The sequence below is a fragment of the Staphylococcus caseorum genome, from assembly GCF_049943195.1.
GTDB classification, from domain to species: domain Bacteria; phylum Bacillota; class Bacilli; order Staphylococcales; family Staphylococcaceae; genus Staphylococcus; species Staphylococcus equorum_A.
In genome coordinates, this window is the sequence record NZ_JBNFUA010000001.1 from 1,773,745 (window position 1) to 1,786,814 (window position 13,070).

The 13,070-nt window shown below is 32.1% G+C and carries 12 protein-coding genes and 1 pseudogene; 5 read left to right on the forward strand and 8 right to left on the reverse strand.

The features are described 5' to 3' along the window. Window positions 1–143 precede the first annotated feature (143 nt). The 4 genes from tagD to ACP3TL_RS09175 all read right to left on the reverse strand — a co-directional run bounded on the left by tagD (window position 144) and on the right by ACP3TL_RS09175 (window position 3,735). Complete coding sequence (tagD, locus tag ACP3TL_RS09160; RefSeq protein ID WP_069815195.1) at window positions 144–542, reverse strand: glycerol-3-phosphate cytidylyltransferase; 399 nt, start codon at window positions 540–542, stop codon at window positions 144–146. Between the two features lie 93 nt (window positions 543–635). Then, entirely contained in the window at window positions 636–1,694 is a 1,059-nt protein-coding gene (locus ACP3TL_RS09165) for a glycosyltransferase family 2 protein (protein WP_277575866.1), read from the reverse strand. Then, a complete protein-coding gene (gene tarB / locus ACP3TL_RS09170) occupies window positions 1,691–2,782 on the reverse strand; it encodes a teichoic acid glycerol-phosphate primase TarB (RefSeq protein WP_069832641.1) in 1,092 nt (363 codons plus the stop codon). Before tarB ends, ACP3TL_RS09165 begins: the two co-directional genes overlap by 4 nt. Before the next feature lie 152 nt (window positions 2,783–2,934). After that, window positions 2,935–3,735 carry an ABC transporter permease gene (locus ACP3TL_RS09175; RefSeq protein WP_069832640.1) on the reverse strand — a complete coding sequence of 267 codons (801 nt, stop codon included), beginning with the start codon at window positions 3,733–3,735 and terminating at the stop codon, window positions 2,935–2,937. Window positions 3,736–4,130: 395 nt separating this feature from the next. On the opposite strand from ACP3TL_RS09175, the gene tagH reads away from it, so the two are divergent. Then, window positions 4,131–4,925 carry a teichoic acids export ABC transporter ATP-binding subunit TagH gene (tagH, locus tag ACP3TL_RS09180; RefSeq protein WP_069832639.1) on the forward strand — a complete coding sequence of 265 codons (795 nt, stop codon included), beginning with the start codon at window positions 4,131–4,133 and terminating at the stop codon, window positions 4,923–4,925. Window positions 4,926–5,002: 77 nt separating this feature from the next. Here tagH and tarA read toward each other — a convergent pair whose 3' ends face one another. Beyond that, complete coding sequence (gene tarA, locus ACP3TL_RS09185) at window positions 5,003–5,749, reverse strand: N-acetylglucosaminyldiphosphoundecaprenol N-acetyl-beta-D-mannosaminyltransferase TarA (RefSeq protein ID WP_069832638.1); 747 nt, start codon at window positions 5,747–5,749, stop codon at window positions 5,003–5,005. Window positions 5,750–5,991: 242 nt separating this feature from the next. Between tarA and ACP3TL_RS09190 the strand changes: the two genes are divergently transcribed. Then, a complete protein-coding gene (locus ACP3TL_RS09190) occupies window positions 5,992–6,741 on the forward strand; it encodes a M50 family metallopeptidase (protein ID WP_277575867.1) in 750 nt (249 codons plus the stop codon). 147 nt (window positions 6,742–6,888) lie between these two features. Here ACP3TL_RS09190 and ACP3TL_RS09195 read toward each other — a convergent pair whose 3' ends face one another. Then, window positions 6,889–7,533, reverse strand: a complete 645-nt coding sequence (locus tag ACP3TL_RS09195; RefSeq protein WP_069815181.1) for a metal-dependent transcriptional regulator — start codon at window positions 7,531–7,533, stop codon at window positions 6,889–6,891. Between the two features lie 120 nt (window positions 7,534–7,653). Between ACP3TL_RS09195 and ACP3TL_RS09200 the strand changes: the two genes are divergently transcribed. The 3 genes from ACP3TL_RS09200 to mntC are packed head-to-tail and all read left to right on the forward strand — an operon-like array spanning window position 7,654 to window position 10,174. Beyond that, window positions 7,654–8,376 carry a metal ABC transporter ATP-binding protein gene (locus ACP3TL_RS09200; RefSeq protein WP_069832636.1) on the forward strand — a complete coding sequence of 241 codons (723 nt, stop codon included), beginning with the start codon at window positions 7,654–7,656 and terminating at the stop codon, window positions 8,374–8,376. 23 nt (window positions 8,377–8,399) lie between these two features. Continuing rightward, window positions 8,400–9,236 (forward strand): metal ABC transporter permease, encoded by an 837-nt coding sequence (locus tag ACP3TL_RS09205; RefSeq protein WP_285326275.1) that lies wholly within the window; start codon window positions 8,400–8,402, stop codon window positions 9,234–9,236. Further along, window positions 9,233–10,174: a manganese ABC transporter substrate-binding lipoprotein MntC gene (gene mntC, locus ACP3TL_RS09210; protein ID WP_069832634.1), complete on the forward strand. Its 942-nt coding sequence runs from the start codon at window positions 9,233–9,235 to the stop codon at window positions 10,172–10,174. The genes ACP3TL_RS09205 and mntC overlap by 4 nt, the downstream gene beginning before the upstream one ends. Window positions 10,175–10,455: 281 nt before the next feature. On the opposite strand, the pseudogene ACP3TL_RS09215 reads toward mntC, so the two are convergent. Further along, window positions 10,456–10,533, reverse strand: a pseudogene (locus ACP3TL_RS09215) (transposase); the annotation flags it as partial. Between the two features lie 210 nt (window positions 10,534–10,743). Beyond that, a complete protein-coding gene (locus ACP3TL_RS09220; protein WP_069815173.1) occupies window positions 10,744–12,795 on the reverse strand; it encodes a cation:proton antiporter in 2,052 nt (683 codons plus the stop codon). Window positions 12,796–13,070 lie beyond the last annotated feature (275 nt).

Sequence of the window (13,070 nt, forward strand, 5' to 3'; positions counted from 1 at the left end):
ATATGGCAGTGGTTTTTTTCATAATAAAAACCCAAGTCGTCTCAATTTTGTGTAAACACAAAATTGAGACGACTTGGGTTTGTTAACTTTAATATTCAGTTTTAAAATGATTATTTCGACATAAATTCAATGTCAAACTCACTTTATTTTTCTGTATCACCATAAAGTTCTTTTTTAATTTTAGTTGTTGAGATACCTTCTGTACGATTTAAGTAAATGACTTCACATTTCTCTTTCAAGAAATCAAATTCACCTTCCCAATCGTGACCCATAACGAATGTATCTATTTCATAACGGTCAACATCAATTTCTTTTTGACCCCAACCGCCTTCTGGAATAACTAGGTCAACGTAACGAATTGATTCTAACATCATCTTACGTTGTTCGTAATTGTAATATGATTTTTTATTTTTCACGCGATTGAACTCATCTGTTGATAATGCTACAACTAAATAATCGCCCATTTCTCTGGCTCTTCTCAATAATTCTATATGTCCGTAATGTAATAAATCATACGTACCATAAGTAATAACACGTTTCATAAGTATATGCTCCCTTTACAGAATATTAATTTAAAATTTACATTTTTAAAAATTATAGCATATTGCTCAAAAGTTTACGAATTCCGTCATTTTTTAGCGTTTCAAATAATGTTTTAATTTCATCTTTCCTCTTGATTTTACACGCTTTGGCAGTACTTCAACTTTAAAACGATAATAATTAGGTCTGCCAATTCCAACGCTTAAAAGTGTTTCTCTCCATTGTTGATAGAGCACTTTATTCCATTTTTTACCGCCTTGTTCAACTACTTTAATAATTCTAAACATAGCCTTACCAGAGTAATCTGTTTTTTGCATCGTTTTGATATATGTTGTTACAGTATCTAATAATTTTTTAGTGATCACATTATTTTTTTCGATATATGCTTGGAGTAGATAACTTACTATTAACTCATCCATACGATAACTATAATATGTTCTTTCATCCTTGGATAACAGCATATCCATTACACGCGTTCTCACTTTTAAAGCATCTAACATGTATGATTCAAACTGTTCTGCACGCTGATTTGTAACGGATCCTTCTACTTCATTATATCCATATACAATGTTGGGCAATAATTGAATTTTTCTCGCCTTTTTATACGCTGTTATAATAAAACGATGTTCTTCGCAAAACACAACATCTTCATCAAATCGTAAATCAGCAAATTGTGCACTAAACATCTTCCCACCTGGACCAATTGACTGCATGATATCAGGACAGTGTGCTAAATCTACCTTTTCCAGCTTTTGAATCTCTTGATGCGTATATATTGGTTGCCACTCACCATGTTTGCCTTTAGCTATTTGACCTAAAACGATATCTACATCTTCTGCTTTTTGATAAAAATCTGCCATAAAATCAATTCTACTCGTTAAAAATTCATCATCAGCATCTAAAAACATAAATACGTCACCAGTCATATGCGCAAGTCCTTTATTTCTACTTGCGGCTGCACCTTTATTCTCCTGGTTAATTAGCGTTATATTTGGGTATTCTTTTTGTAATTGCTCTAGAACTGTTTTACTCTCATCAGTAGAGCCATCATTGATACAGATAATTTCATAATTTTGTTTCGTATCTACCGATGCAACCGCTCTACGAATTGTACTTGCTGCATTATATACAGGAATAATTATTGATATTTTCATAGTTTCACCATTTCCTCAATATAGTGAATGACTTGCGTTAAACTATCTTTAGTATTGTACTCATGCCACGTTTCAAATAATGGTGACCATTCTATACTATTTTGTTGTAGTTTACGCACTAACTCATCTTCACTATAAGCTTTATATTGAACAGGTATGTCATAATAAAATGAATTCAAACCGCGTTCCTTTTCATATTGTTGCTCATCGTATACATAAAATAATGTAGGTTTATCTAAAATACTTGCTTCAATTGCTAATGAACTATAATCACTTATAATCACATCTGCCATAATCATCAGAGATTGCAAGTTAATCGTTGTTTGATTATCGCTTGCTATAGAGGGATGTAGTTTACTTAATAAAGTATAGTTCGGCAAAGCACTTTCAAAATTCACTTTATCAATATTACGGTTAGATTGCTTATGCTCTCTATATGTCGGCACATATACCGCTACTTTTCCTTCTATACCATATTGTTTCTTAAGCTCTTGCTGTCTTTTTTCAACATTTAATAATGTATAAGGCACTAATCTTGGCAAGCCTGTTTTTAAAAACTGCTCATCCGCCGCTTCAAATGCGTCTTTAAAACAAGTGACCATAGGTTCTCCGCCTACTAAATACTTATCTGTAGCTTGATAAACCTTTTGATACTGATTGACCATAAGTTTATTCGATAAGTCTACTTGGTGGTCTTGGAGTCCAAAATTTTTCAGTGCACCAGCAGCGTGCCATGTTTGGATTATAGTCTGATTCTTTTTCTTCTTGAAACCACCAAACATTAAATAATACGTATCTATTATAATCACCTTGGCTGTGCTTAATGCTTTAATATGTTGTAATACTTGTTTATTACCTGCAGTTAGAAATGTCACATTTTCAAATTGTTGCATATATTTTCTATTTTCTTCTTTACCTATTACTGTAATTTTATATAATTTTCTATTTAGCGCTTCTACAATGGGCAATACATCTTCTGCAAATGTCATCATGACCACGATATGATTATTTTTTAGCTTTTTCTTACTATAAATCAAATTTAACAAGTTAATGATAAACATATAAAGCTTTTTGATTATCTGTCTCAAAAGTTCCACCGCCAATTTAAATTTCGACTACTATTGTTTACATTATATCTGTCTTACACTAAAAATTATAGAAAAATCCTTTAACAACTATTTCAGTCATTAAAGGATTCATGGCTACTCAAATAATATGAGTTAGTATTTTAAATTTCAACTTACATAAAGTCTGCGAATTGATCTCTATAACGCATATGCATAATAGAACCTACTACAAATAAGAAGATAATAATAAACATGTTATAAAGCGTCAATTCCCAATGCGTAATAAAGTACCATTCTTTATGTAGCACTGCAGAACGATATGCTTCTGCAAGATAATATATAGGATTTAATTTCATTACATCTTTTACAATGCCTTCTGGTGGCACAATCAAAATAGAAGATGCAAAGAACACCATTCTCATCAATGCTTGAATCGCTTGTTGAGTATCTTTCACAAGTACACCAAGCGTTGAAGTAAATAATGCAATTGCTGTTGTAAGAATTAGTGCAAATGGCACGTATAAAAACAGCTGCAACGTATAAATCGTAGGATAATAACCTGCTAACATACAAAGTAAAATAACTACAACAAGTAACGCAAGATGTCCATAGAATCTACTCATTACAATATACGATGGGATAATCGACAGTGGAAAATTCATTTTTGCCACTTGATTATATTTAGTCGCTATTGATTTTGTACCTTCTAATATACCTTGGTTAACAAAGAACCACATGCTAATACCTACGAGCAACCAATAAATAAATGGCACGCCATCTACCGGGCCGTTATCTCGAATTCCTAAACCAAACACAAACCAATAAACCATAATTTGCATTGCTGGATTAATCAGTTCCCAGGCTGTGCCTAAATAGTTGTTTGTATTAGTGATTTTCATTTGGAACTGAGCCAATCTCTGAATAAGATAGAAATTTTTAAAATGTTCTCTAAAAACTACCCACACTGCATTCATTTTAATAAACCACACTTTCAATCGATTTACCTTATCACATTCCATTTGCGATGTTACACTTAAATTTAATATACGCTTTATTGTCTATCTTAACAACTTTCATTTACTATCGTAAATCAGAATAGCTAAAAAGTGCTATAAATGATATATTTTTGTATACTAAGTGATGAAACAACGTTAATGAAAAAATGAGATATAAGCTATCGTAACTTTATATTTTTCATTAATTTATCTTTATAGTTGATTTTATAACGTAAGTTCAGTAAAATTTAACAACTGTATAAAACTTCACTTCGTTAAATTGTACTCACTTACTTTACAATAGGTTTATAAATTTAACAACTAATATAATATATAATATAATAAGAGTAACTGTAAATAAGGAAGGTAAAATTATGAATGTATCGGTTGATATTAAAAATGTGACTAAAGAATATCGTATTTATCGTAATAACAAAGAACGCTTAAAGGATGTCCTTCTTCCTTTTCATGAAAATAAAACTTTTTATGCTTTAAATGACTTGTCTATAACGGCACACGAAGGTGATGTCATTGGTCTTGTTGGTATCAATGGTTCTGGAAAATCTACACTAAGTAATATGATTGGTGGATCATTATCTCCTACAAGTGGCGGTATCAAACGTGAAGGCGATGTAAGTGTGATTGCTATTAACGCAGGGTTAAATGGCCAACTCTCTGGTGTCGAAAACATCGAATTCAAAATGCTATGCATGGGCTTTACTAGAAAAGAAATCAAAGCATTGACACCTGAAATCATTGAATTCAGTGAACTTGGAGAATTTATTTATCAACCAGTTAAAAAATATTCGAGTGGTATGCGTGCAAAATTAGGCTTTTCTATCAATATCACTACTAATCCAGATATTTTAGTCATCGATGAAGCGTTATCTGTTGGTGACCAAACGTTCGCTCAAAAATGTTTAGATAAAATATTCGAATATAAAAAACAAGGCAAAACTATTTTCTTTGTAAGTCATAATATGAAACAAGTCCGTGATTTCTGCACTAAGATTGCTTGGATTGAAGCAGGCAAACTTAAAGAATTCGGCGAATTAGACGATGTATTACCTGAATATGAAAAATTCTTGAATGATTTTAAAAAACGTTCTAAAGCAGATCAAAAGAAATTCAGAAGTGATTTAGATAATTCTAGGTTTGTAGTTAAATAACACTAGAATTACTACTGGTTTCATGTAAATAATGAAAGCGTAAATTGCAGTGAATTTAAACTGCAGTTTACGCTTTTTTACTTCTTGCGCGTTTCTTTAATTACTTTAAATATAAATCGAGGTATTGATTTCATTCTTCCTAAGCGTTTCCAATCTATAATCACACGGTAAACCCACTCTAAATTCAAGCGTCTAAATAATTCGGGCGCTCTTTTCTTCGTGCCACTAAACACTTCTATCGAGCCACCTACGCCCATCAATACTGTTTGAGTAAATGTATTCATGTGTCGTTCAATCCAGTGTTCTTGTCTAGGATATCCCATTCCCACAAAAACATAATCAGGATTAAATGAGGTGATTTGTCTTAATACCATTTCATCTGTTAAATCAAAAAAACCATGATGAAAGTCAAAGTGAATGTTTGAATACTTTTGCGCTAAATTTTGTTGTGCTTTGATAACAATTTCATTCTTTGCACCTAGTAAAAACACTTTTTGATGATTGGCATTAGCGATTTTCAAGCATTCTTCCATTAGTTCAATGCCAGGCACTCGTTCTTTCAAGGGGGTTCTAAGTAACTTAGAAGCTTTTACAACGCCTGTGCCGTCCGGGATGACATAATTCGCACTATTAATTAAATTACGGTATGTAACATTGTCCGTAGCGTAATCCACTATTTCTGGATTTGCAGTAACAATAAATAAATTTTCTGGACTATTGGATAAGAAAAACTGCTTAACATTCTCTTGCATGTCCTCTAAAGTAACATTATCAAAATATACTGATAAGACGTTTACTTTATTTAATTTGTTGCTTTCCGTCATGGTTGGTGATCTCCTAACTCAAAATACATCAAATGTAATTTAACGTTTAATTATTATTGTAATATTAACACATTACGCGATTTACAGAAATTTTAAAACTGTTCTTACTTTCATTCTTATAATATACATCAAAAGTCTAAATGCTTTCTTGTCTAAATTACTTTATACTATAGATTATGCTATGACAACCTTACTTCTTTAATAAATATGAGGTTGTTGAAATATTAAATCGAGGTAATCATATGACAAAAATACATGAATTTTTCAGTTCAGCTATTCAACTCAATTTATATTGGGTTATGATTATAGCTCTGCTTTATATAATTATTCATAATTATCGTAATAAACCGATAAACCGAATTTTAGATATATATTTAAATTACATCCCTGTATTAACACATGAATTTGGACACATTTTATTCAATAAAATAAGTGGTGGGAAAGCCAAAGATTTAGTTATCGTTGCATCTCCTACTGAACGTGTTGCTACGTCGCAACAAGGATTCGCTGTGACACAATCAAAAAGTCGCTTCGGTCAATCTATCACTACATTCGGTGGTTATATCATGCCACCACTCATGTTATTTTTAGGTTTTTTAGCTATTGAATTTCAATACCCCAGTTTATTTATAAGTGCGTACTTAATTATATTTATTTATTTTTTAATACTGACTTCAAGAAAGATACTGCCAATCTTCATGGTTATTTTACTTATTGCATTACTCTATTTTTTGTTCCAAAGTGATAATCAATTGATGATGTTTTACATTGTAAGTCTTACATCTCACTTTATATTAGGTGTCTTATTAGGCGAAGTCTTGCAATCTTCAGTCACTATTTTTAAACTGACCTTCTCACAACAACCTGTGTCTTGGGATGGTAGTACTTTAAAAGAATTAACACATGTCCCTACTTTTATTTACAGCTTAATATGGATAGCGATTAATATCTTCACCATTTATCAATTATTTCATGGGTACTTTTTTACTTAATAACTTAGCTTGAGACTGGGACATATCACATGTCTCAGTCTTATTTTTATATTAGCAGGGGCTGACTGAATTGAAAATGCGCTTATTTCAAGCTTTAAAAAAACAAAAAAAGTGGTTGCTAAAAGCAATCCACTCCAGAAATATTATTTATTTTTCAGCGTAAATATGCGCTGCATTATCATAGCTTAAAATTGTCACGTTTTCGTCTTTTTGGACAATAATCACTTTATTTGTATCATCTTTATTAATGATTTTAATTTCCTCATCAATTAATATATCTTTGCTCGATAAATATATCAGTAATTCAGTACGATCACGAACACGTTTAATCGTTACCTTATCATCAGCCTCAAATGTAAGTAAATTCGTGGTATAAAGTTCTTTGTACTTACTATCACGTGGTATCACGCCGCCGTGAGGACAAGTGATTGGATAATCTAATAATTTATCCAATCGTTCTACAAACAAATTGGATACTTTGTGCTCTAAAACTTCTGCTTCTTGATGTACTTCTTCCCAATTATATTTCAATATTTTTATTAAAAACAATTCAATTAAACGATGACGCTTAATAATATCCAGCGTGTATGTTAAACCTTTATCTGAAAGCTGCACACCTTTGTATGGTTTTGTTTCAACATACCCAGTTTTTTCTAAACGGTGAACCATTTCACTGACTGAAGGTGGTTTGATGTTTAAATATTGGGATAGTGTCTTATTTGAAACAAAAAAATGATCACCATTGTGCGTTAAAATCGCCTTTAAATAGTCTTCTTTTTCTTCAGTTAGCATTATCTCACCTCTCAACTCATTCACTTCATTGTATCACGAATCGACTTGACACGCTAAATCTTCATGGTATATTATAAAATAAATTAGGTTAGCCTAAAAATATTATTAAGGAGGTCTAATATGTTAAAGGTAGAAAATCTAAATCTAACTTTAGGGAATAAACATGTCTTAGAAGACATTGATTTAAACATACCTATAAAAGGCGAGATTATTGGCATAATGGGGCCAAATGGTGCTGGGAAATCATCTTTACTCAAATCTTTTATTGGGGAGTTTAAATCTACTGGGACTGCACGCTTAAACGATGATGATGTACATAATTCATTAAAATCTATCACCTATATTCCACAAAAAGCACATATTGACTTAGATTTTCCAATTGATGTCGAACATGTTGTTATATCAGGTGCATACAAAGATATTGGTTGGATTAAATGGGTGACGTCAGAAACTAAAAAACGGTTAAATCAATTGATGGAAACCTTGGAATTAGAAAATTTACGTCATCGTCAAATTTCACAATTAAGTGGTGGCCAGTTACAACGTGTACTTGTCGCACGTGCGCTAATGACGGAAAGTACGCTTTATTTGTTAGATGAGCCCTTTGTTGGTATTGATTTCCATAGTGAACAAATCATTATGACACAACTACAAAAATTGAAAAGTGAAGGTAAATTACTCTTAATTGTCCATCACGATTTATCAAAAACTGAAGAGTATTTTGATCGTGTCATACTTCTAAACAAAACAATTCGTTATTTTGGTGACAGTAGTACTGCAATGCTACCGGAGAATTTAAATAATACATTTTTAAATTCAACCACAAAAAATGAAGCGACTTAAAACAACAGAAAGGAGATAAATTTATTATGGAATTCATTCAACATTTACTCGATTATAAATTCTTAAGCAATGCCTTAATTATTTCAAGCGTAGTTGGAATTGTATGTGGTACAGTTGGCTGTCTTATCGTCCTTAGAGGGCTTTCGCTAATGGGTGACGCGATGAGCCATGCTGTGTTACCTGGTGTAGCTCTATCTTTCTTATTCGGTATACCGATGTTTATCGGGGCACTCATTACAGGTATGATTGCCAGCATATTCATTGGATTTATTACGAAAAACAGTAAAACCAAACCAGACGCTGCAATCGGTATCAGTTTTACAGCATTTTTAGCAATGGGTATTATTTTAATCAGTTTGATTAACAGTACCACTGACTTATACCACATATTATTTGGTAACTTGCTCGCTGTAACTCAATCAACATTTTGGTCAACAATTGTTGTTGGTGTGCTTGTTATGATATTAATCATACTATTTTACAGACCGTTAATGGTCTCAACATTTGATCCTGTATTTAGCCGAATGAGTGGTCTAAACACTACAATAGCTCATTATTTTGTAATGCTGTTACTGTCTCTTGTAACTGTAGCCAGTATTCAAACTGTCGGTATTATTTTAGTTGTCGCGTTATTAATTACGCCAGCCTCAGCAGCATTCTTAATTGCCAAAAAATTACATACAATGATGATTATATCAAGTCTGTTTAGTACAATCAGTGCGATTGTTGGTCTCTACTTTAGCTATCTTTATAATTTACCAAGTGGCGCAACAATTGTATTATGCGCATTCTTGATTTACGTCGTTACTTTTATATTAAGTAAATTTCAAATTTTTAATAAGAGAGGACAAACTATATGAAAAAAATAATAGCAATTGCACTTGTTTTCATCCTTTTTTTAAGTGCATGTAGCAATGGGAGCAATGAAAAAAATGAGAAAAATGATTCAGCTTCAAACGATAAATTAAAAATTGTTACGACAAATTCAATATTATACGATATGGTCAAAAACACTGCCGGTGATAATGTTGAAATACATAGTATTGTACCAATTGGCCAAGACCCTCATGAATATGAAGTTAAGCCAAAAGACATAAAAGCGTTAACTGATGCAGATATAATTTTTTATAACGGTTTAAACTTAGAAACAGGAAATGGTTGGTTTGAAAAAGCATTAAGTCAAGCCAATAAATCAACTAAAGATGATTCAGTAGTAAAACCTTCTGAAAATGTAAAACCACTGTATTTAGAAGGTGGCGAAGGTGACAAATCAAAACAAGATCCACACGCTTGGTTAAGTTTAGACAATGGTATTAAATATGTTGAAACAATCAAAGATACAATATTAAAACACGATAAAAAACATAATGACGAAATCAAAGCTCAAAGTGAAAAGTATCTTGGAGAACTAGAACAACTTAATGAAGAAAGTCATGATAAATTCAATGATATTCCTAAAGAGCAACGCGCAATGATTACAAGTGAAGGTGCTTTTAAATATTTCTCTAAACAATATGACATTAAACCTGGCTATATTTGGGAAATTAACACTGAAAAGCAAGGTACACCTGAGCAAATGAAACAAGCTGTTCAATTCGTAAAAGATAATAATCTGAAACATTTACTTGTTGAAACGAGCGTTGATAAGAAGAGTATGCAAAGTTTAAGTGAAGAAACGAAAAAAGACATCTTTGGCGAAGTATTTACTGATTCAATTGGTGAAAAAGGATCTAAAGGTGACTCTTATTACAATATGATGAAAGAAAATATCGAAACAGTACATGGCAGCATGGAATAAATCGATAGGCTATTTAACCTTTTATAGGTGAATAGCCCCATGTCGTTCGTTACCCTCCTTATAACGTACGGCATGGTGGTATTCAAGCCTTAAAATCATCTCCTTAGCTCCATCAATGGTAGATTCCTCCCCCATTGATGGAGCTTTTTTAAAACACCTTCACACTTTAGTGTTTAGGTGTTTTTATGCATGAGCTGTAGCTCAGGCGTTCCTTTAATCCTCTAAAAGGAAGTTAGTTTCGCTTATGTGTTCCCTTTACAAATGTATTACTCAATCGTTTATCTCATTGACTTTATTCCAAATAACCTTTGAATAAGTAATATATTCACTAGAATTACAGGGTCTATTGATGGTCTTCCACTATTTAATTTACATATATTATTACTGTTTAAAAATGGCATTAATTTGGGTCGACTCCTGCGAGAAAAGCACTAACCGAAGACTTCATGCTGAGTCTATTCCGCGGAATTCATGCACAAAAAAGTGCCGACAAAATCTTAGACTTTGTCGACACTCTAAAGTGACAGAATATATATTCTGTCACTTTTTTGCTATTTAAAATTCATTCATTAGTCCGTTAAACTATCTACAATAATCATTTCATCATAATTTATTGCTTCACGTATTTTCAAAGCAGTAACTTCACTTACCTCTTCGTCTTCGACAAGTTGATTCAACACACGGCGTTGCTCTTTAAGTGCCGTTAATTTAATTTTTGTTATTGAATTCTCGTTTTTTGCATTAAAGAAATTAGATGGTGTTAAGTTATCTATACGTATAAGATAACTATCACAAATCATTCCTACTTCTAACTTATTATCTTCAGTTGTTTCTTTACCTAAACGACTTACAACACGGTAATGTACTGTACGTACAACATTAGAGATTTCTCGCAAGTTGTCGATGATTGATAATGAAGTAGCTGCATTGGTTTTAACTTTACGTTTAATTCTTCGTTTTAAAATCAAAGCTCTAAATTCAACCTTTATACGTTGAAGTAAAGAAGCTTGCTTATAGACTTGCGTACGTTCGGAATAACGCATATAGTTTTCTAGAACGTTAGAAGTTATATCTCCATTTTCTACTAAACTATTCAACGTACTATTTTCAACAGCAAATGCAATATTTTGTAGTCTTTGAAGTTCTTTCGTATTTTCATCTTCATTTTCCACAGTTTTTAAAAATGCTAATTTCTCATGATAATCCTTGATTACATTACCATATTGAAAACTAGATTCTACAGATGACATTTGATTTAAACTATCAATGACTTTTTCTAATATTAAAACACGTGCCTGCTTGAAACTCATTCCTTTTTGTTTCGGTTTTTCAGCATTTGGTGTAACTAATGGTAAGATAAATTGCGCAACAATCAAACTAATAATTACCATTCCAGATGCTATAAAAAGTAAATCATCCCTAAAAACAAAAGAATGATGATCCGCTAACACATACGGTAAAGTTAAGGCGATTGCTAACGAAATTGTGCCATGAACGCCGCACACCGTCATAATAAACGCATACATGCCACGTTTTGGAGGTGCTTCTGTCGGTTTCTTATTATCTTCATTATAAGAAATCATCTTTTGGAATGGACTGACTGGTAAGTAAAAGTAAGGATATAGTATGAACACCCACAAAAATCTAAATAAATATATCGCAAGTGCAATTAAACAAGTAACGACAATTAAGAAGATTAAATTATGTGGTTCATTTTCTATAATTCTTCCTACTACTTCAGGTATTAAATATCCCAAAATAGAAAATACAAAACCATTTAATGCATAGCCTAATATATTCCAAGTATGGTTATAACTCATTTGCAATCTCGTACGTGCTTGTGCAATACGGTCTCGTTCAAAACCATGTACTAAACCTGCAACTACAGCAGCGATGATTCCTGATGAATGAAACATTTCTGCCACTATATATGTCACAAACGGCGTAACAAGCTGTATAAATGTGAACATATTAATATTTTCAATACCACGTCTAGATAACGCCACTCTAAATCTTACTAAAGCTACCCCAATAAGAAGTCCAACAATAAAACCACCTATTGAAGAAATAAGAAATTGTTCAACAGCATGCGTCACTGAAAACGCACCTGTCACAAGTGCTGCTACAGCAATTTTAAAAGATATGATACCCGCAGCATCATTTAAAAGTGATTCACCCTCTAAAATTGTCATAGATCCTTTCGGTAGCACTTTTCCATTTGTAATAGCTTGAACTGCAACGGCATCTGTAGGACATAATATAGCAGCAAGCGCAAAAGCTGCAGCCATTGGTAATTCGGGCCAAATCCAATGAACAAAAAGCCCTACTACAATCACAGTAGTAATAACTAAACCTAATGCCATCATTAGCACCGGTTTAATATAGCGCCTTAAGTGGACACGCGAAACCTTAACCCCTTCTACAAAAAGTAATGGTGCAATTAATGCAACCATAAACAATTCTGAATCGAAATGAAGTTCAACAGGTACAGGTATCACATACACCAACATACCGAGTATAATTTGAATGAAGGCTAAAGGCACTTTCGGTATAAAAATGTGCACAAGTGAGCTAACGATAACCAGTGCTAAAAAAATGAGTATCGTTTCAAATATTTGCAAGGTTTCACCTCTTTTCAATTTAATTATTTTTCATCATTGTTGAGGTTGAAACAATAAATAATATCGTTTTTTAAATGAACATACTGTGTCTCAAACTCTTACACACTAATAACAAATAGTATAATCCCTATCACCTATTTGATTAATATTTTTTAAATTAACACAATTACAAATATATATTATTTTATCATTTTTTTACCCTTTGCTTAAACGTATTACACTTGAAAAGTTAAATTTTCTTTTTTATCTTCTAATATACAGTCTAATAAGCGATT

Bases quoted from the DNA above. Each gene is read 5' to 3' on its own strand.
- tagD (WP_069815195.1), bottom strand. From the start codon at position 542: ATGAAACGTGTTATTACTTATGGTACGTATGATTTATTACATTACGGA.
- ACP3TL_RS09165 (WP_277575866.1), bottom strand. From the start codon at position 1,694: ATGAAAATATCAATAATTATTCCTGTATATAATGCAGCAAGTACAATT.
- ACP3TL_RS09175 (WP_069832640.1), bottom strand. From the start codon at position 3,735: ATGAATGCAGTGTGGGTAGTTTTTAGAGAACATTTTAAAAATTTCTAT.
- tagH (WP_069832639.1), top strand. From the start codon at position 4,131: ATGAATGTATCGGTTGATATTAAAAATGTGACTAAAGAATATCGTATT.
- tarA (WP_069832638.1), bottom strand. From the start codon at position 5,749: ATGACGGAAAGCAACAAATTAAATAAAGTAAACGTCTTATCAGTATAT.
- ACP3TL_RS09190 (WP_277575867.1), top strand. From the start codon at position 5,992: ATGACAAAAATACATGAATTTTTCAGTTCAGCTATTCAACTCAATTTA.
- ACP3TL_RS09195 (WP_069815181.1), bottom strand. From the start codon at position 7,533: ATGCTAACTGAAGAAAAAGAAGACTATTTAAAGGCGATTTTAACGCAC.
- ACP3TL_RS09200 (WP_069832636.1), top strand. From the start codon at position 7,654: ATGTTAAAGGTAGAAAATCTAAATCTAACTTTAGGGAATAAACATGTC.
- mntC (WP_069832634.1), top strand. From the start codon at position 9,233: ATGAAAAAAATAATAGCAATTGCACTTGTTTTCATCCTTTTTTTAAGT.